Origin of the sequence: Pseudomonas oryzihabitans, assembly GCF_024652905.1 — a bacterium.
GTDB classification, from domain to species: domain Bacteria; phylum Pseudomonadota; class Gammaproteobacteria; order Pseudomonadales; family Pseudomonadaceae; genus Chryseomonas; species Chryseomonas benzopyrenica.
On the sequence record NZ_CP102428.1, the window covers coordinates 2,456,332 to 2,480,533 of the forward strand.

The 24,202-nt window shown below is 66.1% G+C and carries 23 protein-coding genes and 1 pseudogene; 14 read left to right on the forward strand and 10 right to left on the reverse strand.

What is annotated here, in order from left to right:
* Positions 1 to 62 precede the first annotated feature (62 nt).
* The 4 genes from livH to NRG74_RS11465 are packed head-to-tail and all read left to right on the forward strand — an operon-like array spanning position 63 to position 3,716.
* The gene (livH, locus tag NRG74_RS11450; RefSeq protein ID WP_017642422.1) at positions 63 to 986 is read left to right on the forward strand and encodes a high-affinity branched-chain amino acid ABC transporter permease LivH; all 924 of its coding nucleotides are present in this window, start codon (positions 63 to 65) and stop codon (positions 984 to 986) included.
* A complete protein-coding gene (locus NRG74_RS11455; protein ID WP_064307298.1) occupies positions 983 to 2,239 on the forward strand; it encodes a high-affinity branched-chain amino acid ABC transporter permease LivM in 1,257 nt (418 codons plus the stop codon). Before livH ends, NRG74_RS11455 begins: the two co-directional genes overlap by 4 nt.
* Positions 2,236 to 3,003 (forward strand): high-affinity branched-chain amino acid ABC transporter ATP-binding protein LivG, encoded by a 768-nt coding sequence (livG, locus tag NRG74_RS11460; protein ID WP_257703894.1) that lies wholly within the window; start codon positions 2,236 to 2,238, stop codon positions 3,001 to 3,003. The genes NRG74_RS11455 and livG overlap by 4 nt, the downstream gene beginning before the upstream one ends.
* Positions 3,004 to 3,014: 11 nt before the next feature.
* Positions 3,015 to 3,716, forward strand: coding sequence for an ABC transporter ATP-binding protein (locus NRG74_RS11465; protein WP_007159574.1), 702 nt, complete (start codon positions 3,015 to 3,017; stop codon positions 3,714 to 3,716).
* A 352-nt stretch (positions 3,717 to 4,068) separates the two neighbouring features.
* Here NRG74_RS11465 and NRG74_RS11470 read toward each other — a convergent pair whose 3' ends face one another.
* On the reverse strand, positions 4,069 to 4,980 hold the full coding sequence (locus NRG74_RS11470) for a LysR family transcriptional regulator (RefSeq protein ID WP_064307300.1): 912 nt from the start codon (positions 4,978 to 4,980) through the stop codon (positions 4,069 to 4,071).
* A 98-nt stretch (positions 4,981 to 5,078) separates the two neighbouring features.
* Here NRG74_RS11470 and NRG74_RS11475 point away from each other — a divergent pair, with 98 nt between their 5' ends.
* From NRG74_RS11475 to NRG74_RS11485, 3 genes are all read left to right on the forward strand, one after another.
* Complete coding sequence (locus NRG74_RS11475) at positions 5,079 to 5,678, forward strand: short chain dehydrogenase (RefSeq protein WP_257703900.1); 600 nt, start codon at positions 5,079 to 5,081, stop codon at positions 5,676 to 5,678.
* Between the two features lie 60 nt (positions 5,679 to 5,738).
* On the forward strand, positions 5,739 to 6,419 hold the full coding sequence (locus NRG74_RS11480) for a hypothetical protein (RefSeq protein WP_093250385.1): 681 nt from the start codon (positions 5,739 to 5,741) through the stop codon (positions 6,417 to 6,419).
* A 176-nt stretch (positions 6,420 to 6,595) separates the two neighbouring features.
* A complete protein-coding gene (locus tag NRG74_RS11485) occupies positions 6,596 to 9,157 on the forward strand; it encodes a bifunctional diguanylate cyclase/phosphodiesterase (RefSeq protein ID WP_257703902.1) in 2,562 nt (853 codons plus the stop codon).
* A 23-nt stretch (positions 9,158 to 9,180) separates the two neighbouring features.
* Here NRG74_RS11485 and NRG74_RS11490 read toward each other — a convergent pair whose 3' ends face one another.
* Both NRG74_RS11490 and acs read right to left on the reverse strand, forming a co-directional pair.
* Positions 9,181 to 10,143 carry a GlxA family transcriptional regulator gene (locus tag NRG74_RS11490; protein WP_017642430.1) on the reverse strand — a complete coding sequence of 321 codons (963 nt, stop codon included), beginning with the start codon at positions 10,141 to 10,143 and terminating at the stop codon, positions 9,181 to 9,183.
* 283 nt (positions 10,144 to 10,426) lie between these two features.
* Complete coding sequence (gene acs, locus NRG74_RS11495; protein ID WP_017642431.1) at positions 10,427 to 12,385, reverse strand: acetate--CoA ligase; 1,959 nt, start codon at positions 12,383 to 12,385, stop codon at positions 10,427 to 10,429.
* Between the two features lie 163 nt (positions 12,386 to 12,548).
* Here acs and NRG74_RS11500 point away from each other — a divergent pair, with 163 nt between their 5' ends.
* Positions 12,549 to 12,899, forward strand: a complete 351-nt coding sequence (locus tag NRG74_RS11500; protein WP_231356644.1) for a 4a-hydroxytetrahydrobiopterin dehydratase — start codon at positions 12,549 to 12,551, stop codon at positions 12,897 to 12,899.
* A 31-nt stretch (positions 12,900 to 12,930) separates the two neighbouring features.
* Here NRG74_RS11500 and NRG74_RS11505 read toward each other — a convergent pair whose 3' ends face one another.
* From NRG74_RS11505 to NRG74_RS24630, 3 genes and pseudogenes are all read right to left on the reverse strand, one after another.
* A complete protein-coding gene (locus NRG74_RS11505; RefSeq protein WP_257703906.1) occupies positions 12,931 to 13,344 on the reverse strand; it encodes a VOC family protein in 414 nt (137 codons plus the stop codon).
* Between the two features lie 69 nt (positions 13,345 to 13,413).
* Positions 13,414 to 14,232: a methyl-accepting chemotaxis protein gene (locus NRG74_RS24625; RefSeq protein WP_437181189.1), complete on the reverse strand. Its 819-nt coding sequence runs from the start codon at positions 14,230 to 14,232 to the stop codon at positions 13,414 to 13,416.
* Between the two features lie 66 nt (positions 14,233 to 14,298).
* Positions 14,299 to 15,561: pseudogene (locus tag NRG74_RS24630) on the reverse strand (methyl-accepting chemotaxis protein); the annotation flags it as partial.
* 259 nt (positions 15,562 to 15,820) lie between these two features.
* Between NRG74_RS24630 and NRG74_RS11515 the strand changes: the two are divergent.
* Positions 15,821 to 16,042, forward strand: coding sequence for a hypothetical protein (locus tag NRG74_RS11515; protein ID WP_017642435.1), 222 nt, complete (start codon positions 15,821 to 15,823; stop codon positions 16,040 to 16,042).
* Positions 16,043 to 16,044: 2 nt separating this feature from the next.
* Positions 16,045 to 16,497 carry a GNAT family N-acetyltransferase gene (locus NRG74_RS11520; protein WP_257703909.1) on the forward strand — a complete coding sequence of 151 codons (453 nt, stop codon included), beginning with the start codon at positions 16,045 to 16,047 and terminating at the stop codon, positions 16,495 to 16,497.
* On the opposite strand, the gene NRG74_RS11525 is transcribed toward NRG74_RS11520, so the two are convergent.
* Entirely contained in the window at positions 16,494 to 16,709 is a 216-nt protein-coding gene (locus NRG74_RS11525) for a DUF3820 family protein (protein ID WP_017642437.1), read from the reverse strand. The two genes, NRG74_RS11520 and NRG74_RS11525, sit on opposite strands and share 4 nt — an antisense overlap.
* 122 nt (positions 16,710 to 16,831) lie before the next feature.
* Here NRG74_RS11525 and NRG74_RS11530 point away from each other — a divergent pair, with 122 nt between their 5' ends.
* Positions 16,832 to 17,638 (forward strand): SDR family NAD(P)-dependent oxidoreductase, encoded by an 807-nt coding sequence (locus tag NRG74_RS11530; protein ID WP_017642438.1) that lies wholly within the window; start codon positions 16,832 to 16,834, stop codon positions 17,636 to 17,638.
* A 91-nt stretch (positions 17,639 to 17,729) separates the two neighbouring features.
* On the opposite strand, the gene NRG74_RS11535 is transcribed toward NRG74_RS11530, so the two are convergent.
* Positions 17,730 to 17,921, reverse strand: coding sequence for a hypothetical protein (locus NRG74_RS11535; protein WP_017642439.1), 192 nt, complete (start codon positions 17,919 to 17,921; stop codon positions 17,730 to 17,732).
* 183 nt (positions 17,922 to 18,104) lie between these two features.
* On the opposite strand from NRG74_RS11535, the gene NRG74_RS11540 reads away from it, so the two are divergent.
* Positions 18,105 to 18,797 (forward strand): aspartate/glutamate racemase family protein, encoded by a 693-nt coding sequence (locus NRG74_RS11540; RefSeq protein WP_257703910.1) that lies wholly within the window; start codon positions 18,105 to 18,107, stop codon positions 18,795 to 18,797.
* Here NRG74_RS11540 and NRG74_RS11545 read toward each other — a convergent pair.
* Both NRG74_RS11545 and NRG74_RS11550 read right to left on the reverse strand, forming a co-directional pair.
* Complete coding sequence (locus NRG74_RS11545) at positions 18,794 to 20,098, reverse strand: leucine-rich repeat-containing protein kinase family protein (RefSeq protein WP_257703913.1); 1,305 nt, start codon at positions 20,096 to 20,098, stop codon at positions 18,794 to 18,796. The genes NRG74_RS11540 and NRG74_RS11545 overlap by 4 nt on opposite strands.
* Positions 20,099 to 20,172: 74 nt before the next feature.
* Positions 20,173 to 20,850, reverse strand: a complete 678-nt coding sequence (locus tag NRG74_RS11550) for a haloacid dehalogenase type II (protein WP_257703914.1) — start codon at positions 20,848 to 20,850, stop codon at positions 20,173 to 20,175.
* Positions 20,851 to 21,085: 235 nt separating this feature from the next.
* Here NRG74_RS11550 and NRG74_RS11555 point away from each other — a divergent pair, with 235 nt between their 5' ends.
* On the forward strand, positions 21,086 to 22,843 hold the full coding sequence (locus NRG74_RS11555; protein ID WP_257703916.1) for a putative bifunctional diguanylate cyclase/phosphodiesterase: 1,758 nt from the start codon (positions 21,086 to 21,088) through the stop codon (positions 22,841 to 22,843).
* Positions 22,844 to 22,926: 83 nt separating this feature from the next.
* Positions 22,927 to 24,180: a sensor domain-containing phosphodiesterase gene (locus NRG74_RS11560; RefSeq protein WP_017642444.1), complete on the forward strand. Its 1,254-nt coding sequence runs from the start codon at positions 22,927 to 22,929 to the stop codon at positions 24,178 to 24,180.
* The last annotated feature ends 22 nt before the right edge of the window (positions 24,181 to 24,202 follow it).

Sequence of the window (24,202 nt, forward strand, 5' to 3'; positions counted from 1 at the left end):
CCGCCTCCATCCGAGGCCTGGGACCCGCACCAGAAGTGCACTTGGGTCCCCTGGAGACACCCATGCCCGAGTTCTACCATTACCTGCAACAGCTGGTGAACGGCCTCACGGTCGGCAGCACCTATGCCCTGATCGCCATCGGCTACACCATGGTCTACGGCATCATCGGCATGATCAACTTCGCCCATGGCGAGGTGTACATGATCGGCTCCTACGTGGCCTTCATCGCCATTGCGGGCCTCGCCATGCTGGGCATCCACAGCCTGCCCATCGTCATGCTCGCCGCCTTCGCCGCCAGCATCGTCATCGCCAGTGCCTATGGCTACAGCATCGAACGCATCGCCTATCGCCCCCTGCGTGGCGGTAACCGGCTGATCCCGCTGATCTCGGCGATCGGCATGTCGATCTTCCTGCAGAACTGGGTGCTGCTGGCCCAGGATTCCAAGGACAAGTCGATCCCCAACCTGCTGCCGGGCAACTTCATCATCGGCACCGACGCCATGAATGGCGTGGTGATCTCCTATGTACAGGTGCTGATCTTCATCGTCACCCTGCTCACCATGTTCGGCTTGACCTGGTTCATCTCCCGCTCCCGCCTGGGCCGCGCCTGCCGCGCCTGCGCCGAGGACATCAAGATGGCCAACCTGCTGGGCATCAACACCAATGGCATCATCGCCCTGACCTTCGTCATCGGCGCCACGCTGGCCGCCGTGGCTGCGGTGCTACTGGGCATCCAGTACGGCGTGATCAACCCGAGCCTCGGCTTCCTGGCCGGCATCAAGGCCTTTACCGCCGCCGTGCTCGGCGGCATCGGCAGCATCCCCGGCGCCATGCTCGGCGGCCTGGTGCTGGGCGTGGCCGAAGCCTTCGGTGCCGACGTCTTCGGTGACCAGTACAAGGACGTGGTGGCCTTCAGCCTGCTGGTGCTGGTGCTGCTGTTCCGCCCCACCGGCATCCTCGGTCGCCCGGAGGTGGAAAAGGTATGAGTGCCCGTCTGCGAACCGCCTTCTTCAGCGCCCTGCTGGTGCTGGCCGTCGCCTATCCCATCCTCGGCCTCAAGCTGGAAACGGTCGGCGTCAACCTCGAAGTGCACGGCGCCACGCCGCGTACCCTCTGGATCGTGGCCCTGGCCGCGGTGCTGATGTTCGTCTGGCAACTGGTGCGTGATCCGCTCACCGCCGGCTGGCGTAACCGCGGCGGCCTGCAGCTGCCGGTTACCGGCCTGGGCACCAAGCTCACCGAACCCAAGACCCAGCGTTGGGTGATCCTGGCCCTGGTGCTGGTCGCCCTGGCGTGGCCCTTCTACGGCTCGCGCGGCGCGGTGGACATCGCCACCCTGATCCTCATCTACGTGATGCTTGGCCTCGGCCTGAACATCGTGGTGGGCCTGGCCGGTCTGCTCGACCTGGGCTACGTCGGCTTCTATGCCGTCGGCGCCTACACCTACGCCATGCTCTCCCACTACTACGGCCTCGGCTTCTGGGTCTGCCTGCCGCTGGCGGGGCTGATGGCGGCGCTGTTCGGCTTCCTGCTCGGCTTCCCGGTGCTGCGCCTGCGCGGCGACTACCTGGCCATCGTCACCCTGGGCTTCGGCGAGATCATCCGCATCCTCCTGCGCAATCTCACCGAATGGACCGGCGGCCCCAACGGCATCAGCGGCATCGACAAGCCGACCCTGTTCGGCCTTACCTTCGAGCGCCGGGCACCCGAGGGCATGACGCCCTTCCACGAGTATTTCGGCATCCCCTACAACTCCGAGTACAAGGTGATCTTCCTTTATTTGATCGCCCTGCTGCTGGTGCTGCTGACCCTGTTCGTGATCAACCGGCTCTTGCGCATGCCCATCGGCCGCGCCTGGGAAGCCCTGCGCGAAGACGAGATCGCCTGCCGCGCCCTGGGTCTGAATCCCACGCTGATCAAGCTCTCGGCCTTTACCCTGGGCGCCTGCTTCGCCGGATTCGCCGGCAGCTTCTTCGCCGCCCGCCAGGGCCTGGTGTCGCCGGAGTCCTTCACCTTCATCGAATCGGCCATCATCCTGGCCATCGTGGTGCTGGGCGGCATGGGTTCCCAGCTCGGCGTGATCCTCGCGGCCATCGTGATGATCCTGCTGCCGGAGCTGATGCGCGAATTCAGCGAATACCGCATGTTGATGTTCGGCCTGCTGATGGTCGTGATGATGATCTGGCGTCCGCAAGGCCTGCTCCCGATGCAACGCCCGCACCTGGAGTTGCGCAAATGAGCCAAGCCCTTCTCGATGTTTCCGGCCTGTCCATGAGGTTTGGCGGCCTGCTGGCCGTCAACGGCGTCAACATTCGCGTGGAGCAGGGCCAGGTGGTCTCGCTGATCGGCCCCAACGGCGCCGGCAAGACCACCGTGTTCAACTGCCTGACCGGCTTCTACCGTCCCAGCGGCGGGGAGATCCTGCTCAACGGCGAGGCCATCCAGGGCCTGCCTGGGCACAGGATCGCCCGCAAGGGCGTGGTGCGCACCTTCCAGAACGTCCGCCTGTTCAAGGAAATGACCGCGGTGGAGAACCTGCTGGTCGCTCAGCATCGCCACCTCAACACCGGCTTCCTGGCCGGCCTGTTCAAGACCCCGGCCTTTCGCAAGAGCGAGGCCGAGGCCATGGACTACGCGCGCTTCTGGCTGAAGCAGGTCAACCTCACCGAATTCGCCAACCGCAACGCCGGCAACCTCGCCTACGGCCAGCAGCGCCGCCTGGAAATCGCCCGCTGCATGATGACCCGCCCGCAAATCCTCATGCTCGACGAGCCGGCCGCCGGTCTCAACCCGCGCGAGACCGAGGACCTCAAGGCGCTCATCGCCCTGCTGCGCGCCGAGCACGGCGTGACCGTGCTCTTGATCGAGCACGACATGCACCTGGTGATGAGCATTTCCGACCACATCGTGGTGATCAACCAGGGCACGCCCCTGGCCGACGGGACGCCGGAGCAGATCCGCAACAATCCCGACGTGATCAAGGCCTACCTGGGCGAATCCTGATGGAGACCTCCATGCTGCAGTTCGACAACGTCTCCACCTTCTACGGCAAGATCCAGGCGCTGCATGGCGTCAGCGTGCAGGTCAACCGGGGCGAGATCGTTACCCTGATCGGCGCCAACGGGGCCGGCAAGTCCACCCTGCTGATGACCCTCTGCGGCACGCCGCGCGCCCATGGCGGCAGCATCCGCTACGAAGGCGAGGAACTGGTCGGCCAGGAAACCGCGCAGATCATGCGCAAGGGCATCGCCGTGGTGCCGGAAGGCCGCCGAGTGTTCGCCCGCCTGACCGTGGAAGAGAATCTGGCCATGGGCGGCTTCTTCACCGACAAGCACGCCTACGACCGCCAGCTGGAGAAGGTCCTTGGCCTCTTCCCACGGCTCAAGGAGCGCTATGCCCAGCGCGCCGGCACCATGTCCGGTGGCGAACAGCAGATGCTCGCCATCGGCCGGGCGATGATGAGCGAGCCGCGCCTGCTGCTGCTGGACGAACCCTCGCTGGGCCTGGCGCCCATCATCATCCAGCAGATCTTCGAGATCATCGAACAGCTGCGCCAGGATGGGGTGACGGTGTTCCTGGTCGAGCAGAACGCCAACCAGGCGCTCAAGCTGGCCGACCGCGGCTACGTGCTGGAGAACGGCCGCATCGTCATGCAGGACAGCGGCGCCGAGCTGCTGGCCAACCCGGACGTGCGCAAGGCCTATCTGGGCGGTTGAGTCCTTCTCCAATCGCGGCCATGGCGGTCCGCTGATGCGACCGCTCTTGCTGTGGATCTCATCGCGGCCATGGGCCGCTCCTACGGTTGCCTGTAGGAGCGGCCCATGGCCGCGATAGCACGTAGGTTGGGTTGAGACGGCTCCCTCGTCGAAGCCCAACGATGCCTGCTCGAATTCCGGCTCTGTTGGGCTTCGTTGCGCTCAAGCCAACCTACGACACGTCGACCGTAGGTTGAGTTGAGACGGCTCCACCGTCGAAGCCCAACGGTGCCAGCTCGAAGCCATTGTTTGTTGGGCTTCGCTGCGCTCAACCCAACCTACGAGGGTAAGCCGGCGCTGGCGTGACAACCCCCTACCCCAACGCCTCCAACCGCTGCCGACTGCGCTCGAACCAGTCGCTCAGAGCTTCTGCCACTACCCGCGTTCGCTTGGGCAGGCCGCCCTGGTAGGGGTGCACCAGAAACAGCGGCTGGCTGGGCGTGCGCCAGTCCCTGAGCAGCCAGACCAGGGCGCCACTGGCCAGCTCTTCGTGCACCATGAACGAGGGCAGCCGGGCGATACCCTGCCCGGCCAGGGCCGCCTGCTTGAGCAGGCTGTAGTGATTGCAGGCCAGGCTGGGCGCCACCTGGACACGACCGAGGCGGTGATCGCGGTGATAGAGCCAGACCTCGCCCTCGGCATAGTGATTGTTCACCAGGCAACGGTGATCGAGCAGCTCCTCGGGCACCTGCGGCAACTCATGCGCGGCCAGGTAGGCGGGCGCGGCGCAGGTCACCTCCTGCATGGCGAACAGTGGGCGGGCGACCAGGCGCTCGTCCGGCTCCACACGCGCACGGATCGCCAGGTCGAAGCCCTCGGCCACCAGGTCGCGGTAGCCATTGTCCAGCACCAGGTCCAACTGGATGGCGGGATGGGCGGCGCGGCAGGCCAGCAGCACCTCGAAAAAGGTGTAGCCCAGGGACACCGGCACGGTCAGGCGTACCGGACCGACGGCCTCCTCCTGCAGCCGGGCCACGCTCTGCAGGGCCCGCTCACGCTGGCGCACCAGGGCCTGGGCCTCGGGCAGCAGGGTGCGCCCGGCGGCGGTGGGATCGAGGCGGCGGGTGGTGCGGTGCAGCAGGCGGGTCTCCAGCCGTACCTCCAGCGCGCGGATGCGCTTCGACAGCTGCCCCTTGCTGCAGCCCAGGCGCTCGGCGGCACGGGTGAAGCTGCCGCTTTCACAGAGGATGGCGAAGGCGGCGAGATCGGCGAAGTCGTCCTGCATCGTTTCCTCCAGGAAACACTGGATTGCCATTCCGGTGATTTATCAAGGCAATGCGCCATTCTAGGCTGAGGACTCCTTTCCCTTCACGGAGTCGTCCCATGAAAATCATCCTCGTCGGTGCCAGCGGTACCCTGGGCAACGCCATCGCCGAACGCCTCGGTAGGCGCCACGATTTGGTGCGGGTCGGTCGCCACTCGGGCGATCTCCAGGCGGACATCACCCAGCCGGACTCCATCCGTGCCCTGTTCGCCAAGGTCGGCCGCTTCGATGCCCTGGTCAGTGCTACCGGCGCCCTCGCCTTCGCACCTGTGACCGAATTGACCCAGGCCGACTTCCAAGTCGGCCTGAGCAGTAAACTCATGGGCCAGGTCAACCTGGTGTTGCTGGGCCAGGCCCAGGCGTCCGACGGTGCCTCCTTTACCCTCACCAGCGGCATCGTGAGCGAACATCCCATCCACCAGGGCAGCGCGGCGGCCATGGTCAACGCGGGGCTGGAAGGTTTCGCCCGAGGTGCCGCCATCGAGCTACCACGCGGCCAGCGCCTGAATGTGGTCAGCCCCACCGTGGTAGAAGAGTCCCTGGCGCACTATGGCGACTTCTTCCTCGGCTTCAAGGCCATTCCCGTCGCCGAAGCCGCCCGCGCCTACGAACGCAGCGTAGAAGGACGAGAAACCGGCAAGACTTATCGCGTCTGGTAAGTCCTTGAGCTCCCGACGTTGTCTGAGTAACGTGTGCCCACCTCAGTCGGGAGTCCCGCGATGCCAGCGCCGCGTTCCATCTTTCCCCTTGCCCTGCTCGGCCTCCTCGGCGGTTGCAGTCTGTTCCAGAGCGACGACACCCCGCGTGCACCGGGCGGCGAACGCCTGCAGGGCGATCTGCGCTGGAGCGGTGACCAGCTGCTGTTCCGCCCCTGCCAGGAACAGCGCTTCTTCGACGTCACCGACGCCAACAACACCGCCATCCTGCGTGATGCCCACGAACTGGCCGCCGACAGTGGTGCCGCGTCGCTGTTCGCCGATCTGCGCGGCAAGCTCAAGTCCGGCGGTCGCGATGGCGCCCAGGGTGTGTTCGCCGTCACCGACGTCTATCGCGTGCAGTACAGCGGTCCGGGTTGCAGCGATCCCAACTTCAAGCGCACCGCCATGAACGCCGGTGGCCATGGACCGGACTGGAGCGTCCAGGTCAGCAATCAGGGCATGCTGGTCAGCACCGCCGGCCAGCAGCGCCGCGCCCTGCCCTTCGTGCAGGAAGAATTGCCCGGCGGCATGCGCGCCCTGTCCACCGAGGCCAATGGCGAGAAGGTCGAGCTGTGGATCAATCCCCGGCGCTGCGTGGATGGCCGGACCGGCACCGTGCAATCGCTGCAGGCCGAATTGCGCATCAATGGCCAGACCTGGCAGGGCTGCGCCTTCTACGGCGGTGCCGGCAACCCCACCTAGCCCGGGTGTTCGCGCGTTGCTTAGCGCGATCCCCTTGGCATCTCGCGCTTTACGTTTAGCGTCGCGCGCCCTCAGGGGCTAGTCTAGCGACGGCAAGGATTCACCCGCTTCGCTTGGCCGCCCCCGGGTCCGATCAGGCGAAGGCACAGGAACGCTCATCTAGCCAGGGTCCAGGCATGCCTACCTCTCCAGCGTCCCGTAGCGCCTCTCCGCGCCGACGGGGCCATACCGTCCTCCTGCGGCTGTTCCCAGCGCTTTGCGTACTGCTCCTGGGCCTTATCGGCCTGGGCTGCTACCTGCTGGTCGACAATGCCGTGCGCCAGGATGCCACCGTCGCCCAGCACACCGAGCGTGCCGTCGGCCGCACCTTCACCCGGCTCGACGAAGAGGTGGCCCGCAACCTGATCGACTACAGCAAATGGGACGAGGCCTATCGCCGCCTTCACCTGGAGCTGGACCACGACTGGGCCTACGACCAGGGCAATCTCGGCGAATCGCTGTATCGGGTCTATGGCTACGAAGGGGTGCTGGTGTTCGACAGCCAGGATCGGCCCCGCTATCGCCTGCTCGAAGGGCAACTGGCCGATCCCGCTACGCCCTGGCTGCAGGGCGACATCGCTGGTCTGCTGGCGGCGGCGCGCAGCGTCGATGCCCGCGCCGGCAGCGTGTCTGGCGTCCTCAACGTGGCCGGCACGCCAGCGCTGGTGGCCGCCGCGGCCATCACCCCAGGCGACCAGCCCGGCATCCGTTCCCTGGATGCGCCGGCTTCGGTACTGGTCTTCGTCAATGTGTTGAGTCCCGCCCGGCTGGCGACCCTGAGCGAAGCCAACAACCTGCCACCGCTCGGCATCACCACCGATCCGGTCGGGAGTCGCGCCAGCTGGCAACTGCCCGGCTCCAGCTATCAGTTGACCTGGCGTCCGCCGCGTCCAGGGCTGTGGCTGATGCAGCAGACCCTGCCGCTGTTCGGCGGCGGGGTGTTGATCCTGCTGCTGGGACTGATCTGGCTGTTTCGCCAGGCGCTGCTGTCGATGCGCCAGCTGGATACCCAGTACGATGACCTGCTGGCCAGTCGCAGCGAACTGGCCATTGGCGAGCGACGCTTCCGCGACATCGCCGAGGCCACCTCGGACTGGCTGTGGGAGGTCGATGCCGGTCTGCGCCTGGTCTATGTCTCGGAGCGCTTCGCCGAGGTCACCGGGGAAGCCGCCGACCGCTGGCTGGGACGGCCGCTCAACGAACTCCTGACGCCCCACGCCGATACCCTGGCGCACTGGCTGGCCGGCCATGCCCACGACCGCAAGGCGAGACCGCCGCTGGTCTGCCACTACCTGGACGGTAGCGGCCGCGAGCGCACCTGCCGGGTGGCCGCCCGGGCCATTCCCGAGGGTGGCTATCGTGGCACCGTCACCGACCTCACCGACGAGATCGAGGCCCTGGCCCAGGTCCAGCACCTGTCCTGGCACGATCCCCTCACCGGCCTGCCCAATCGCCACCGCCTGCACCAGTTTCTCGCCACCCACCTGGAGGGCCCGGAGCCCCGCCCCCTGGCCCTGCTCAGTCTCGACCTGGATAGGTTCAAGACGGTCAACGACGCCCTCGGCCATGCCGCCGGCGATCAGGTCCTGCAGGAGGCGGCGCAACGTCTGCGGCAGAACGTGACCGCCACCGACCTGGTGGCCCGTCTGGGCGGCGATGAATTCTGCGTGGTGCTCAGTGGCGAACGCGAGCCGGGCGCCATCGCCGACCTCTGTCGGCGCCTGGTGGAGCAGTTGCGCCAGCCCTTCCGCCTCGGCGAGCAGCGCATCTTCATCGGCAGCAGCCTGGGCGTGGCCCTGGCACCGCGGGATACCGGCATCCCGGCCGAGTTGTTGCGCCTGGCCGACATCGCCCTCTACCAGGCCAAGGCCGCTGGCCGTGGCACCTGGCGCTTCCACGAACCGGCCATGAACGAACAGGTGCTGTTGCGCCGGCAACTGGAACAGGACCTGCGCCAGGCCCTGCGCGACGACCGTCTCAGTCTCTACTACCAGCCGCGGCGCAGCCTCGCCGACGGCAGCCTGCGCGGCTTCGAGGCGCTGGTGCGCTGGGAACATCCGACCCAGGGCTTGTTGGAGCCGCTGGACTTTTTGGCCTTGGCCGAAGACGCCGGACTCGCCCAGCGCCTCGGCCGCTGGGTGCTGGAGACCGCCTGCCACGACGCCCAGGGCTGGCCGGAACGGCTCTCGGTGTCGGTCAACCTGTCGCCGCAGCAATTCCACGCCAACGAGGATCCGGTGCAGACCGTGGCCGAGGCGCTCTACCAGAGTGGCCTGGCCGCCCCGCGCCTGGAGCTGGAACTCACCGAACGCACCCTGCTGGACCCCGCGGCCGATGTGGCCAATACCCTGAGCGCGCTCAAGGGCCTGGGCGTACGGCTATGCCTGGACGACTTCGGTTCCGGCCTCTGCTCCCTGGCCTATCTGCGCCGCTATCCGCTGGACGGCATCCGCCTGGATCGCAGCCTGATCGCCCGGCGCAACCACGCGCCGGAAGACAGTGCCCTGGTCCGCGCCATGATCGATCTCGGCCGCTCGCTGGGGCTGACGGTGACCCTCAAGGGCGTGGAAGACGCCGAGCACCTGCGCCAGCTGCAGCACCTGCCGGCGGACGAGATCCAGGGCTTCCATTGCGGCGCGCCCTTGCCGGCCGATCGGCTGGGCGCCTGGCTGGACGAAGGGGTGGCCGAGCCGCTGTGAGCTGAAGGGGGTGCGCCGGGCGCCTAGCGCTCGGCCACCATGCTGCCCTCGCCCGCCGCGCCACGGCGCTGGTTGCGGTCGTCGCGGGGGGTGACGCCAAAGAAGTTGCGATAGGCGCTGGAGAAATGCGGTCCCGACGAGAAGCCGCAGGACAGGCCGATCTGGATGATGGACTTGCTGGTCTGGGTGAGCATCTTGCGCGCCCGGTTCAGGCGCAATTCCAGGTAGTACTGGCTGGGCACCCGCGCCAGGTATTGCTTGAAGATCCGCTCCAGTTGCCGACGGGACACGCAGACGTGCTGGGCGATCTCGTCGGTGGTGAGGGGCTCTTCGATGTTGGCCTCCATCAGCATCACCGCCTGGGTCAGCTTGGGATGACTCGACCCCAGCCGGTTCTTCAGCGGAATGCGCTGCCGCTCGCTGCCTTCGCGCAGGCGCTCGACGATCAGCTCCTCGGCGATGGTGCCAGCCTGCTCCGCGTCGCGATCGCGGCCGATCATCGCCAGCAGCAGATCGAGAATGGCCAGGCCGCCACAGGCGGTCAGGCGATCGCGGTCCCACTCATAGAGGTGGTGAGTGGCGATGACCTTGGGGAACTGCTCGCTGAATTCCTCCAGCCAGCGCCAGTGCACGGCGGCGCGATGACCGTCGAGCAGGCCGAGCTGGGCGAGGATGTGCACCCCGGCGGAAAAGCCTCCCAGCACCACTCCGGCCCGGGCGGTCTGACGCAGAGCCGCGGCCAGGGGTGGCGGCAGCGTCGGCGAAGGTTCGTCGGCCAGCACGAAAAGGCGATCCAGGCGCTCCAGCTGCCCTTCCCAATGGCCACCCGGCAGCCGCGGCTGCAACTCGCTGCCGGCCTGCAGAAAGCGCACCTCGTAGGGTGTATCGCTCGAATGGCGAGAGGCGAGTTCCAGCGCTTCCTCGACCAGGCCCACGGTCAGCGGACGAACGTCGGGCCACAGCAGAAAGGCGATGCGGATGGTCATCTAACGTCTGGCTTCCTGTCGAGAGCGGCGGGGGCGGACCGATCCGGGACCGCGCGCCATGAAACCCTTGTGGGGTGGCACGCATGGTACGCCGGAGTACTGCCCCTGTCCCAGCCTTTGCCCGGGTAGCGGACCGATGCGCCCTCCGGTCCGCCGGCTGGCGCGATTCTAGCCCCGCCTGGCTGACCAGGGCTTCTGCCCTGGCGACAAGTCTTTACAGGGATGCCAAAAACGAACCGCCCGCGACCGGAGGCGGACGCGGGCGGCTGCTGGTGGAAGATGATCAGGCGACGGCCTGGCTCATCTGCTGGTGGGTCCCGACCAGATGCTGCACCACCCCCGGATCGGCCAGGGTGGAGATGTCGCCGAGGGAGTCGTATTCACCCACGGCGATCTTGCGCAGGATGCGTCTCATGATCTTGCCGGAACGGGTCTTGGGCAGCCCCGGCGCCCACTGGATGACGTCGGGGGTGGCGATGGGGCCGATCTCCTTGCGCACCCACTGCTTGAGCTCCTGGCGCAGGGCCTCGTTGCCCTCCTCGCCCTGATTGAGGGTGACGTAGACATAGATGCCCTGGCCCTTGAGGTCATGGGGCATGCCCACCACCGCGGCTTCAGCGACCTTGGGATGGGCCACCAGGGCGCTCTCGATCTCGGCGGTGCCCATACGATGGCCGGAGACGTTGAGCACGTCATCGACGCGGCCGGTAATCCAGTAGTAGCCGTCTTCGTCGCGGCGGGCGCCGTCACCGGTGAAGTACATGCCCTTGAAGGTCTTGAAGTAGGTGTCGACGAAGCGGTCGTGGTCGCCATAGATGGAACGCGACTGGCCCGGCCAGGAATCGAGGATCACCAGGTTGCCTTCCACGGCGCCGTCGAGCAGGTTGCCTTCGTTGTCCACCAGCGCCGGCTGGATGCCAAAGAAGGGACGGGTCGCCGAGCCGGGCTTCTGGCCGATGGCGCCGGGCAGCGGGCTGATGAGGATGCCGCCGGTCTCGGTCTGCCACCAGGTGTCGACGATGGGGCAGCGTTCCTGGCCCACGGTCTTGTAGTACCAGTGCCAGGCCTCGGGATTGATGGGCTCGCCCACCGAACCGAGCAGGCGCAGGCTGCTGCCGTCGACGCCCTGCATGGCGGCATCGCCCTGGGCCATCATGGCGCGGATGGCGGTGGGCGCGGTGTAGAGGACGTTGACCTGGTGCTTGTCCACCACCTGGCCCATGCGGGTGACGTCCGGGTAGTTGGGCACGCCCTCGAACAGCAGGGTGGTGGCGCCATTGGCCAGGGGGCCGTAGACGATATAGCTGTGACCGGTGATCCAGCCGACGTCGGCCGTGCACCAGTAGACCTCGCCGGGGCGATAGTCGAAGACCCGCTCGTGGGTCAGGGCGGCATAGGTCAGGTAGCCACCGGTGGTGTGCAGGATGCCCTTGGGCTTGCCGGTGGAGCCGGAGGTATAGAGGATGAACAGCGGCGCCTCGGCGGACATCTCCTTGGGCTCGCAGTGTTCCGGGGCCACCGAGGTGATCTCTTCGTACCAGACGTCGCGGTGGCGGTGCCAGGCGATGTCGGCACCGGTGCGCTTGCAGACGATCACCTTGTGCACCGAATGGGTGGCCGGATTGGTCAGGGCTTCGTCGACATTGGCCTTGAGCGGGATCTTGCGACCGCCGCGCACGCCTTCGTCGGCGGTGATCACCAGCTTGGACTGGCAGTCGCTGATGCGGCCGGCCAGGGATTCGGGGGAGAAGCCGCCGAACACCACCGAGTGCACCGCGCCGATGCGCGCGCAGGCCAGCATGGCGACCACGGCCTCGGGGATCATCGGCATGTAGATGGTCACCACGTCGCCGCGGTGGATGTCCTGGCCGCGCAGGGCGTTGGCCAGCTGGCAGACCTCGCGATGCAGTTCGCGGTAGGTGATGTGACGGCTGTCGGCCGGATCGTCGCCTTCCCAGATGATGGCGGTCTGGTCGCCACGGGTTTCCAGGTGGCGATCCAGGCAGTTGTAGGAGGCGTTCAGGGTGCCGTCGGCAAACCACTGGATGTCGACGCGATGATCGTCGAAGGAGGTCTGCTTGACCCGGCTGAAGGGCTTGATCCAGTCCAGGCGTTGGGCCTGTTCGCGCCAGAAGCCATCGGGGTTGAGGATGGACTGCTGGTACAGGCGACGATAGGTGACTTCATCGGTCAGGGTCCGGGAAGCGACTTCCGCGCGGACCGGGTAGAAGGCGGCACTCATGGGACGATCTCCTCGGCGGGAAACTGTTGTTCTTGTTGCCTTCCGTTGTACGGCGCGCACCGATTTCGGACCATTCGACCATGGTCGGACGGGGCGCCGGGAGCTGACCGACGGGTCTGTTACCCTTGCCCCTTCATGACTTTCTTCCCCCAAGGAGCGCCCCATGGCCGATCTTGCCCACTCCCATTGCGTCCCCTGCCGCTCCAGCGAGCCGGCCCTGAGCGCGGCCGCCAGCAGTGAATTGCTCAAGGCCGTGCCGGGGTGGACGCTGGTGGAACGCGAGGGGATTGCGCGCCTGGAACGCCGCTATGCCTTCGGCAACTTTCTCGAAGCTCTGGACTTCACCAACCGAGTCGGTCGGGAAGCCCAGGACGAAGACCATCACCCGGCCCTGCTCACCGAGTGGGGCGGCGTGACGGTGAGCTGGTGGACCCACAACATCGGCGGCCTGCACCGCAACGACTTCATCATGGCGGCGCGCACCGATGCCGTCGCCCTGGCGGCCAACGTCTGAGCGAGGGACTGCCGGATCGCCGGATCGCACGCTAGTCGCAGGCGGCGGCGAGCCCCCCGGCATGCACGAAACACAGCTTGTTGCCTTCCGGATCCCGGCAATAGGCGGCATAGAAGTCCGCACCGTAGCCAGGGCGCACCCCGGGTGCGCCTTCGTCGCTACCGCCCGATTGCAATGCCCGGTGCCAGGCGGCCTCCACGGCCTGGCGCGACGGCGCGGCGAAGCTCACCTGCACGCCATTGCCCCAGGACGCGGGCAGGCCGTTGAAGGGAATCTGCACATAGAATTGCGGCCAGGGGCGACCCTGCCGCTGCCAGCCGCAGCCAGGAGGACCGCCATCGTCCTCGACGGGCATCCGCACGAAACCGAATTCACGCAGAACGGCATCGTAAAAATCGACCAAGCGTTCCAGGTCGCGTGCACCCAGCTGGATGTGACTGAACATGAGCGGTACCCGTTGACTTCCCATCCGCCAACACCATACCGCTCTTGCGAGTCCGTCAAGCTACGGCGATCAAGCGCTCACCTTGAACCTGTTGGCGAGCCGCTCCAGTGTGCACACTGCCCCACCGGTCAACTGCGCACTCTGATGCGCCGCGGTACTGGACTGATGAACACTGGCCGCCAGGCTGCCCATGACCCTGAATCGCTGCCCGTTCTCCAGAGTTCCAGCGGTGAGCTTGTCGATGGTGATGAACAGTTGTTGCAACACCTGTTGAACCTCCTGCCTGTCTTCTGCAGCGGCCAAGGCCAATTGCAGGCCCGATTTCAGCTGTTCAATGCTGCTGTCCATGATGGCCACGGCGTCCTCGGTTCGACGCTGCATGTTGCTGATCATGTCGGCGATCTCTCCCGTGGAACGTGAGGTGCGATCGGCCAATTGCCGGACTTCATCGGCAACCACGGCGAAGCCCCGGCCACTTTCGCCCGCACGCGCCGCCTCGATGGCGGCGTTGAGGGCAAGCAGGTTGGTCTGATTGGCGATGGCGTTGATTACCGTCACGACCCGGCCGACTTCACTGGCGCTGTCTTTCACCTGCTTGATGGTGACGGTGGCCTCCTGTACCGAACGCTGGATATCGCTGCTGCTGCTCTGGACCTCCTGAAACTGCTTACGCGCCTCCTGTGCAGCGGTTCGTACCTGGGCGCGCATGACCTCCACCTCCGTCCCCGCCTCTTCCAATTCCTTCACCTGACTGCCGAGCGTCTGCATGCCCAACTCAAGTAACGAGCGCAGCCGCTGAGACTCATTCAATGAACGCTGGCTGGTTCCCTGCAGCTGGCTGTTGGCCTGTTCGATGTCACTACTGGTCATGACCACCTGCCCCACCATTTGGCCAAGGCTGTCGATCAGGCTGTTGATCCACTGGGCCACCAACGAGATTTCGTCGGGCCGCTCGTTTTGGGCCGGCAACCGCTCGGTGAGATCGCCGCCGCCTTCGGCGATGGTTCGCAGCATTTGGCTGGTCTTCCTGAGTCTGCTTATCAGCGGTCTGCTGACGCGCGCACTGAACAGGACCGTACCCGCCATCGCGCTCGTGACTACGGCTGCACACTGCGCGACCAGCCCCAGGTTCAGTTTGGAACAAGCCAGCAGCGGTAGCAGACTGCAGCAGAGCGAGGTCACCAAGAAGTGCAGGTTGAGGCGGTATCTCAGGCTGTGATAGCGAAAGACTTCCTCCAGATCCGCTTCGCACATCATGCCCCAACGATCAGGCGATCCTGGCAGTGAAAAGGTGATGCCTCGTCCGACCACGGGCACATGACGGTAATCGGCATACCCCGGATAGTCGACGAAGAGGTTTTCACCGTGGCGGATGGTCTCGCGAATGCCGGGATGGAGCTGACCCGTGGCGGGATCGTTGAAGACGATCTCGAATTCGGTATGGTTGCGGATCCGGACGTCACCGAAGGCAGTGCGGACCCCACTCTTCAGATTTTCCCCCTTGGAAAAGGTCGAATCCTCGAACCGCGAACGCGACAAGGCGATACCCGGCTTCAGGTTAGGATCGAACCGCGATTCGACCATGAAGAGATAGTTGTCGCCTGAATCCTGATAGATATGCCCCGCTTCGCGCTGGATCAGATCACCGAGCACATCATTGGGAATACGCACGATCAATGCACCCTGCTGATCTCCACAGCGGGCCGGCTCGTAGAACATTAGGGTGACCGCATCGTGAAACTTCGAGGACGTCCGCCCTAACGCCTCCGTCACCGGATCCACATAAGGGCCATGGAGGAACCGCTGGGTCAGTCCGTTGCGCACCGCATCCTTGTGCAGATCGCAACTACCAATGCGGCTGGTCTTGGTGGAAATTATCACCTCGCCTTGGGCATCGATGAACGCTATCTCGCTCGCGTCCCGGATAACCTGTTGCTTGGCCGCCAGCAGGGCGGGTACCTCTTCCACAGACAGGTCTGTGATGGCCGCCTTCAAGGTCCGTAAATGTTCCCAGATGCTTTCCGCCCAGGTCTGCAGTAGATCGCGACGAGTGTTGGCGAAGCTGACGAATGTGGCCTCCAATTCAGATTGGCGATCCCGGTTCAAGCAAGCGGCCCACCTGCGCACAAGCTTGCTATTGGTACCCAGCCAGGGCAACCAGGCGCGCTCCTCGGGTGTCAGCGCCATGGGTTTGGAATATTGCGTGGAGCTATGCATACAGACACCTCCTCGAGTGGGACATCATCGCGAGATGCAGTGCAATCAAAAGGCCATCAATCGAAACCGCCTGTCTCCTGTTTGAATCCGCTCAGCCTGGATGTGTAGGATCCGCAAGGCGTCTTGGGTGCCAAAGTGGTGCGAATCGAGATTTCCACGGTGAAATGAGACCTACATCGATGCACAAAAAACCTCTTAAACCCTTGATATAGAGCCTTTCTAAGCCTGAACGGCCACTACTGGAGTCCTCCTCTCCGTGATGGATAAAAAGCTAAGTCGCCTGACCAAGATAGGTCTGGTCTTCTTCATCCTCGGCCTGCTGGGCGTGGCCTTCGCCCTTTACGGTCTCTACCAGGGGCCCCGCCCTGCCGACCCCGGCGCGATCCGCAGCCTGCTGTTCGCAGCGGGGCTGCAGTTGACCGGCTACGTGCTGCTCAATCGCAATCGCTTCCGCTTCATGTTCGGCCGGCGCAAGGACTGAGCATGGCCATCCAGTGGATCTGCCGCGCCGCCCCGGCGCTGACTACCGCCGAGCTCTACGCCGCCCTGGTCCTGCGCGCCCGGGTCTTCGTGGTGGAGCAGCAGTGCGTCTATCCCGATCCCGACGGCCTGGATCTGTCGGACGACGTCTGGCACCTGTTCGGTTGGCGCGACGAGCAGTTGCACGCCTACCTGCGCCTGCTGGGCTCCGTACGCGATGAAGTGGTGATCGGCCGGGTGATCGTCGCCCCCGAGGGCCGCGGCAGCGGTCTGGGCCATCTATTGCTGGCGGAAGCCTTGCGCGTCTGCGCCGAGCGCTGGCCCGGACGTTCGTTGTTCCTCTCCGCCCAGGCTCATCTGCAGGCCTACTATGGCCGCTATGGCTTCACGCCCTGTTCAGGGGTGTACGACGAGGACGGCATCCCCCATGTCGACATGCATCGCGCGGCGGACTAACGGCGACGGCGCAGCGGATCGAGCAGCGGCTTGAGGCCGTTGTGGTCGATCTCCTGCATCAGCGCCAGCAGCCGGCCCAGTTCACCGGGCGGAAAGCCGCTGCGGGCGAACCAGTTGAGGTAGTGGCCCGGCAGGTCGACCAGCAGGCGGCCGGCGTACTTGCCATAGGGCATGGTCCAGGTCACCAGGGCTTCCAGGTCAGCGGGTTGCATCGCTTGTCTCCTCCAGACGGCCTGGCGATTATGCCATGCCGTCAGGGGTCAACCGTCGGCCGCGGGGAGCACCAGCTCTCCGCGACGATCCCAGCTACACCAGGTCTGCAGAGGATTTCCGCATGAGCAATGTTACCCGGCCCCTGGCCGCCGTCACCGGTGCCTCCAGTGGCATCGGCTTCGAACTGGCCAAGCAGCTGGCCCGCCATGGCCACGATCTGCTGCTGGTCTCCCGCGGTGATGGGCTGGACGCCGCCGAGCGCGAATTGCGTGCCCTGGGGGTCAAGGTCTGGAGCCATGCGGCCGATCTGCGCACCGCCGTAGGCGTGGAAGAGACCTATAGATTCCTGCGCCGCCAGGGCCGTCCGCTGGACGTCGTGGTGCTCAACGCCGGCGTCGGCCTGGGTGGCGCCTTCGTTGGCCAGACGCGGCTGGAAGACGAGATGGCGCTGATTCAGCTCAATGTGATGTCCACCGTGCACCTGGCCAAGCTGGTGTTGCCGGACATGGTCGCCGCCGGTCGCGGCCGGGTGCTCTTCACCTCGTCCATCTCGGCCACCGCGCCGATTCCCTTCGAGGCCGTCTACGGCGCTTCCAAGGCCTTCATCAATTCCTTCGCCTTCGCCCTGCGCAACGAACTCAAGGACAGCGGCGTGACCCTCACGGTGCTCATGCCCGGCCAGACCGATACCAACTTCTTCCACCGCGCCGGCGAGGACGACACCAGTGTGGGTGCCGGGCCCAAGAACGATCCGGTCCAGGTGGCCGCCCAGGGCTACGCCGCCCTGATGCAGGGCCTCGACCATGTCTATGGCGGCGGCCCAGAGGTGCAGCACGAGGGCGAGGTGCTCAATCGGGTGGAAAGCGAAGCCCAGAAGGCCGAGCGTCATCGCGCCTGGTCGGAGCCGGGCTCGGCGGAAAAGGACTAGCGGCCCTCATGCCAGGCGCTGGCAGACGCCGCTGGTGACGTCAGGCGAGGCGTCACGGCCAAGGCCCCGCCTGACATCCAGATAGCCGCCTCTAGTTGACCGGCGTGGCCCCAGGTGTGCCGCACTTGGCGAACCTGCCCTGGCTGTCCTTGCATTGCGCCGCCTTGGTCTTGGCTGTGTCGCATTTGACGAACTTGCCGTGAGCGTCGCGGCAGGGCGCCGCCTGGACGCTGGCGGCGGCGAAGAGGGTCAGGGCTACCGCGGTGAGCAACGCTTTGAGCATGACGATCACCTTCAGGGCCGGGAGTGGCCCCTTGAAGCGTAGCGGAAGCCAGTGCAGTCGCCACCTGCCCGGCCAAAGCCGCGGCCAGGACCACTGTATGCCTAGATCCGGTCGCGACTGCGTCTCTTCAGAGGCCCTGCCTGCCAGGCAAGATAAGCCCTCGCGAATAACGGGAGACACGCCATGCGCACCCTTGGCCTGCTGGGCGGCATGAGCTGGGAAAGCTCGGCTCACTACTATCGCATCCTCAATGAAGAAGTCCGGCGCCGGCTGGGCGGCAGTCATTCGGCAGCCTGCCTGCTGCTGTCGGTGGATTTCGCCGAGATCGCCGCGCTGCAGCATGCCGGCGACTGGACGGCGCTTGGTCAGCGTCTACAAGGCCATGCGCGGCAACTGGCTGCCGGCGGCGCCGAGGCGCTGGTGCTCTGTACCAACACCATGCACTGCCTGGCAACGGAGATCGAGGCAGCCACGGCGCTGCCGTTGCTGCACATTGCCGACCCCACGGGTGCGGCGATCCGCGCCCGGGGCCTGCGGACTGTCGGCCTGCTGGGCACCGCCTTCACCATGGAACAGGCCTTCTATCGCGAGCGGCTGACGGCACACTTCGGTCTGGAGGTCCTGGTGCCCGAAGCGACCGCGCGCCAGACCGTGCATCACGTCATCTATGACGAGCTGGTACGTGGCGAGGTGCGCCCCGAGTCGCGGACAGCCTATCGCGCGATCATCGCCGAGCTGGTCGCCCAGGGGGCCGAAGGCATCGTGCTCGGTTGCACCGAGATCATGCTGCTGGTGGATCAGCGCGACAGCGCGGTGCCGCTGTTCGACACCACGCGGCTGCATGCGCAGGCCGCCGTGGACTGGGCGCTGGACTAGCCCTGCAGCCGCTGCGCCACCTCGGCCAGCAGGGGGCGCGCATCAAGATCGGGTTGCTGGCACTCCGCGGCCAGGGCCGCCAACGCCGGATCGACCGGCTCGCTGCACCGCGTCAACCACTCTTCCAGCAGGATGCCGAAGGCACGACTCTCGAAGCGCTGCAGGCGCGCGGCCTGCGCAGCGTCCTCAGGGAGCAGCGAGGCGCCCCCGAAGTCGCCCAGCAGGCAGCGCGCGCCACCGTCCCAGAGGATGTTGTGGGCATAGAAGTCACCGTGGACCAGGCCATGTCCGTGCAGGTGCGCCAGGGCGCTGGCCATGCCGCCGGCCATCTCACGTACGGCGGCGGCGGTAAAGCGGGTGTCTTCCGGATAGACGTCACGGCTGCACGTAGTGAAGCTGGGCGGCCCGGCCAGGTTGCCGAAGGCCGGCTCCACCAGCTCCAGCACCAGGCCACTGCGCTGCTCGGGATGCTCGGCCAGATCGCCGAGGGCGCCGATCAGCCAGGGATGGGTGCCGGCGCTGAGGCTGGCGGCGCTTTCGCTTTCTGGGGTGCCATCGCTGGTCATGCTGCCCTTGAACAGCTTGACGGCGACCTCGCGCGGCCCCGTGGGCGACTGCCAGCGCGCCTGGTGGATGATGCCGGAGGCGCCCTCCCCCAGCCGCTCGCCCAGCGTCAGGTCGCTCCAGGCGATGCGTTGTTGCCGCGCCGCCTGGGTGCGCACCGCGCGCTCGCGCTCGGCCCCCAGGGGATTGTCGCCATAGGCCAGCCAGGTCAGCCGGGGCAGCGCGAGAATGGCCGGGGGCAGCGCCGCGAAGCGATTCGCCGACAGCCGCAGCAGCTCCAGCTGGTGCAGGTCGGCCATGCTCGCCGGCAAAGCCTCCAGCCGGTTGCCGGCCAACATCAGTTTTTGCAGCGCGGGTCGTTCACCCAGGGCGGCGGGTAACTCGGCGATGCGGTTGTCGGTCAGGATCAGCCAGCGCAGGCGCGGTGGCAGGGCCGCAGCACTCACTCGCTCCAGCTGGCAGGCCTTGAAGCCGATCATCTCTAGGTTGGGTAGCGTACCCAGCACCTCGGGCAACTCGGTGAAGGGATTGCCCGAGCAGAAGAGAATGCGCAGCTGGTGCAGCCGGCCCAGGTCGGCGGGCAGGCGGGTCAGCCGATTGCCCGACAGGTCGAGGATTTCCAGGCTGTCGGCCAGGCTATAGAGCTCTTCGGGGAATTCGGTCAGGTCGGCGCGCAGGGTCAGGCGCGTGGCCCCGGCCAGTTCGCCGGCACGCAGCCGGGCTAGGGTATCCGTCATGGCAAAGCGACTCTCACGGTCTGGAAAAACCGGCATCCGGCCGGTGATGGCGCGGACGTTAGCACGCCGGGCCGCTAGCTGCGGTCCTCGTGCACCAGAATGCGCGCCACTGCCTCTTGCAGCGTGCCGGCGGTCACCAGGGGCGGCGCCAGAGGATTGGCCACCTGGTCGGAACGCCGCTGCAGCAGGGCACCCCTGAACCCGGCAGCCTGGGCGCCGGCGATGTCCCAGGCATGGACGGCGATCAGCCACAGGCGCTCGACCGGCTCGCCCAGGTTGGCGGCGGCCTGGCGATAGGTGGCCGTGGCGGGCTTGCTGGCACTGGCGTCCTCGGCCGAGAGGATGTCGGCGAAAGCATCGCTCAGGCCGGCGTATTCCAGCTGCGCCTGGGTGGCGGCGCGGGCGTTGTTGGAGAAGGCGATGCAGCGCACGCCCTGCGCCCGAGCAAAATCGAGGCCCGCGCGGACATCGGCATGGGCGGGCAGCCGTTTGAGCGCATCGGCGACACGTTGCTTGTCCGCTGCGGCCAGCGTACGCCCGAGCCGCGCCGCGATCATGTCCAGCGCCGCCTGGCCCTGGACCTCGAAGGGCGCGTGCCGGCCGCAGAGCTCGGCGGTCATGGCGTTCTGCAGGGTCTGGGCGAACCACAGCGTACGGCTCTGGGGGTCGCCGAACAGCTCGGTGAACAGGCCGTCCAGCGCGGACAGGTCCAGCACGGTCTCGTTGATGTCGAACAGGCAGGTCAGGGTCATGGTCGCTACTCGGCGGAGGTTGTGCGTTCGACCAGGACTCGCGATCGACGTGCAGCCGCGCTAAGGTTTGCAGGACGTGCAGACGCGAGAAACAGCTAAAGTCTTATGATTTGCAGCCGATACCCTCAGTCAGCCCGCCTCTTGTCAGCCGCTCGTCCGGCTCTACTGGCGCTCCGGTCTTCCAAGCTGTGCCTGGGTCTCCTGCCAGGCCTGTCGATTCTCTTGAGCTAGTCCGATGGCCGATCCCTTGAAGTACGAAGATGACCGCCTCAACGCCTTGCATGCCCTGGAGCTGCTCGACTCGGCGCCGGCGGAGGAATTCGACCGCCTCTGCGAACTGGTCGCCAGCAGCTTCAATGTGCCGACCGCGCTGATCAGCCTGGTGGATCGCGATCGCCAGTGGTTCAAGGCCCGCGTCGGCTTCGACCTGGTGCAGATGCCCATCGAGGACGCCTTCTGCGCCCACACCATCCAGGCCGCGGATGGCCGGATGGAGATCAACGATGCCCGCTGCGATACCCGCTTCAGCCACAATCCCCTAGTGGTCAAGGCGCCGCTGGTGCGCTTCTATGCCGGCTCGGCCCTGGTCACCGAGGGCGGCTATGCCATCGGCAGCCTCTGCATCCTCGACAACCAACCACGCGAGCTGACGGCGACGGAACGCAAGCGCCTGGACGATTTCGCCGCCCAGGTGATGAGACTCATCGTCCTGCGTCAGCACCTGCGCCGGCGCGATCCGGTCAGCGGTCTGCCCAATCGGCAGCAGTTCCAAGCCGATGTGGCCCAGTTGACCGAACTCCATCCCGGCGAGGCGCGCCTGCTGGTGCTGGTGGATCCGCTGGAAACCCACTGGAAGGAGCAGCTGGTGCTGGCCCAGGGCATGTGGCCCTTCGAGACCTTTCTGCGCAGCCTGGCCCTGCGCCTGTGCGACGCCCTGAGCGAGCGGGCCAAGGTCTATCACGTGGACACCAAGAGATTCGCCTTTCTGTTGCCCGCGAACTACGACTACCCGCCGCTGCTGGAAGCCCTGATCGCCCAGTTGCGGACCCCGGTCCAGGCCGACCGGATTCCCATCGATCCGCCGGTAAAGGCCGGCGTGGTGCCCTTCGAGCTCAAACCGGGCGAGGTGCGCGATCTGCTGCGCAAGGCCATGGTAGCCGTCAACCAGGCCGCCCTGAGCCCCCGCCACTGGGGACTCTACGAACGCCCCCTGGACGAAGCCTTCCAGCGGATCTTCCAGCTGGTCCGGCAGCTTCCCGAGGCCCTGGAGCGCGGTGACTTCAGCCTGGCCTTCCAGCCGCGCCTGGCCCTGCCTGGGCGCCGGCTGTGCAGCGCCGAAGCCCTGCTGCGCTGGACGCACCCACAACTCGGGCCCATCGCGCCGGGCGACTTCATTCCGGCGATCGAAAAGACCGCGCTGATCCACAGCGTCACCCGGTGGGTGATCCGCACCGCCATCGGCCAACTGGCGCGCTGGGACAGCCGCTACCAGGGACGGCTGTCGCTCAACCTGTCACCGCGGGATTTCGACGAAGGCGATCTGGTCGAGTTGTTGCGCGAGACCTGCCAGCGCCAGGGCGTCGATCCACGACGGCTGGAGGTGGAGATCACCGAAGGCGAATGGCTGAGACGTAATCCGGAGGCCATCGCCCAGCTGCATGCCCTGCGCGAGCTGGGCCTGGAAATCGCCATCGACGACTTCGGCAGTGGCTACAGCAACTTCGCCTACCTCTACGAATTGCCGGTCACCAGCGTCAAGCTCGATCGCTCGCTGATCCACGACCTGCCCGAAGATCCACGCAAGCAGGAGGTGGTCCGGGCGCTGCTGGCACTGATCGGCAAGCTGGGCTATCGCAGCGTCGCCGAAGGGATAGAGACCCCCGAGGTGCTGGCCTTCCTGCAGGAAGCCGGCTGCGATGAGGTCCAGGGCTATCTGCTGGCCCGCCCCATGGCCCTGCCCGCCTTCGAGGCCTGGTACGCCGAACAGGCTTAAGCCATACAGATGAGGTCATTTGACTGACAAATTCATTCCAGGCTCTACACTGGTTCAGGTCGTAGTTTCCCGGGAGTGAGGACATGAGGGAATCAGGTACCGAGTTGTTGGATGTCGTTGGCCTGGATACCGGCACCCTGAGCAGCCAGGGCTGCATCGACAAGGTGCTGCACGCGCTGCGCACCCATCTGGATATGGACGTGGCCTTTCTGGCCGAATTTCGTCAGCAGGATCGGGTCTTTCGCAACGTCGATGCCGCGCCTGATGCACCGATCAAGGCGGGCGACGCCCTGCCGCTCAGCCAGGGCTATTGCCAGCAGGTGGTGACCGGCCATCTGCCTGAACTCATCCCCGACACCCGCGCCGTCGGCGCCACCCGCTTGATTCCGGAAACCCGCGCCGTGCCCATCGGCGCGCACCTGAGCGTGCCCGTCCGGCTCAACGATGGCGAGCTCTATGGCACCTTCTGCTGCTTCAAGTACCAGCCTGATCCAACCTTGAGTCCCCGTGACCTGGAACTGGTGCGGACCTTCGCCGAACTGGTGGCCGATCGCCTCAGCCTGGACGTCTCCAGTCGCCGCGGCCAGGTCGAGATGCGTCAGCGCATCCAGGGCGCGGTAGCTGCGCACCAACCCAGCATCGTCTACCAGCCGATCTATCATCTCGCCGATCTGCGCATCGCTGGCTGGGAGTCGCTGTCGCGTTTCCACTGCCCGCCGCAGCGCAGCCCGGACCTGTGGTTTTCCGAAGCCAGCGCCATCGGTCTGGGCGACGAGCTCGAAGAATGCGCCATGCGCTTTGCCCTGCAGGGGCTGCAGAGTCTGCCCGACGACAGCTACCTGACCATGAATTGTTCACCGCAGACCATCCTGGCCGGCCGCCTGCCCGTGCTGCTGGCGGGCAATCCGCCGGGCCGGCTGGTACTGGAGATCACCGAGCACGCCGAAGTCGACGACTACGACGCCCTCCACGCCCAGCTGCGACCGCTGCGGGCCCAGGGCGTGCGCCTGGCCATCGACGACGCCGGCGCCGGCTATTCGAGCCTGAGGCACATCCTTAGGCTGCGTCCGGACATGATCAAGCTGGACATGAGCCTGGTCCGTGACATCGACAGCGACGCCGAGCGCCGGGCGCTGGCCTCGGCGATCATCGCCTTTGCCCGCGAGACACGTAAGGAAGTGATCGCCGAGGGCGTGGAGACCCTTGCCGAACTGCAGACGCTCAAGGCCCTGCAGGTGGACAAGGTGCAGGGCAACCTGTTGAGCCGCCCGTTGCCGCGCGACGACGCCCTGCGCCTGCCCCGACATCGTCAGCTGGAAGGCCGGCAGGACAGCTGATCCAGAAAGGATCGGCGACCAT

Coding starts and splice junctions, on each gene's coding strand:
- livG (WP_257703894.1), top strand. CDS start 2,236: ATGAGCCAAGCCCTTCTCGATGTTTCCGGCCTGTCCATGAGGTTTGGC.
- NRG74_RS11455 (WP_064307298.1), top strand. CDS start 983: ATGAGTGCCCGTCTGCGAACCGCCTTCTTCAGCGCCCTGCTGGTGCTG.
- NRG74_RS11520 (WP_257703909.1), top strand. CDS start 16,045: ATGGCCATCCAGTGGATCTGCCGCGCCGCCCCGGCGCTGACTACCGCC.
- NRG74_RS11540 (WP_257703910.1), top strand. CDS start 18,105: ATGCGCACCCTTGGCCTGCTGGGCGGCATGAGCTGGGAAAGCTCGGCT.
- NRG74_RS11530 (WP_017642438.1), top strand. CDS start 16,832: ATGAGCAATGTTACCCGGCCCCTGGCCGCCGTCACCGGTGCCTCCAGT.
- NRG74_RS11470 (WP_064307300.1), bottom strand. CDS start 4,980: ATGCAGGACGACTTCGCCGATCTCGCCGCCTTCGCCATCCTCTGTGAA.
- NRG74_RS11475 (WP_257703900.1), top strand. CDS start 5,079: ATGAAAATCATCCTCGTCGGTGCCAGCGGTACCCTGGGCAACGCCATC.
- acs (WP_017642431.1), bottom strand. CDS start 12,385: ATGAGTGCCGCCTTCTACCCGGTCCGCGCGGAAGTCGCTTCCCGGACC.
- livH (WP_017642422.1), top strand. CDS start 63: ATGCCCGAGTTCTACCATTACCTGCAACAGCTGGTGAACGGCCTCACG.
- NRG74_RS11535 (WP_017642439.1), bottom strand. CDS start 17,921: ATGCTCAAAGCGTTGCTCACCGCGGTAGCCCTGACCCTCTTCGCCGCC.
- NRG74_RS11525 (WP_017642437.1), bottom strand. CDS start 16,709: ATGCAACCCGCTGACCTGGAAGCCCTGGTGACCTGGACCATGCCCTAT.
- NRG74_RS11465 (WP_007159574.1), top strand. CDS start 3,015: ATGCTGCAGTTCGACAACGTCTCCACCTTCTACGGCAAGATCCAGGCG.
- NRG74_RS11545 (WP_257703913.1), bottom strand. CDS start 20,098: ATGACGGATACCCTAGCCCGGCTGCGTGCCGGCGAACTGGCCGGGGCC.
- NRG74_RS11505 (WP_257703906.1), bottom strand. CDS start 13,344: ATGTTCAGTCACATCCAGCTGGGTGCACGCGACCTGGAACGCTTGGTC.
- NRG74_RS11515 (WP_017642435.1), top strand. CDS start 15,821: ATGGATAAAAAGCTAAGTCGCCTGACCAAGATAGGTCTGGTCTTCTTC.
- NRG74_RS24625 (WP_437181189.1), bottom strand. CDS start 14,232: ATGGTGGGGCAGGTGGTCATGACCAGTAGTGACATCGAACAGGCCAAC.
- NRG74_RS11550 (WP_257703914.1), bottom strand. CDS start 20,850: ATGACCCTGACCTGCCTGTTCGACATCAACGAGACCGTGCTGGACCTG.
- NRG74_RS11555 (WP_257703916.1), top strand. CDS start 21,086: ATGGCCGATCCCTTGAAGTACGAAGATGACCGCCTCAACGCCTTGCAT.
- NRG74_RS11500 (WP_231356644.1), top strand. CDS start 12,549: ATGGCCGATCTTGCCCACTCCCATTGCGTCCCCTGCCGCTCCAGCGAG.
- NRG74_RS11480 (WP_093250385.1), top strand. CDS start 5,739: ATGCCAGCGCCGCGTTCCATCTTTCCCCTTGCCCTGCTCGGCCTCCTC.
- NRG74_RS11490 (WP_017642430.1), bottom strand. CDS start 10,143: ATGACCATCCGCATCGCCTTTCTGCTGTGGCCCGACGTTCGTCCGCTG.
- NRG74_RS11560 (WP_017642444.1), top strand. CDS start 22,927: ATGAGGGAATCAGGTACCGAGTTGTTGGATGTCGTTGGCCTGGATACC.
- NRG74_RS11485 (WP_257703902.1), top strand. CDS start 6,596: ATGCCTACCTCTCCAGCGTCCCGTAGCGCCTCTCCGCGCCGACGGGGC.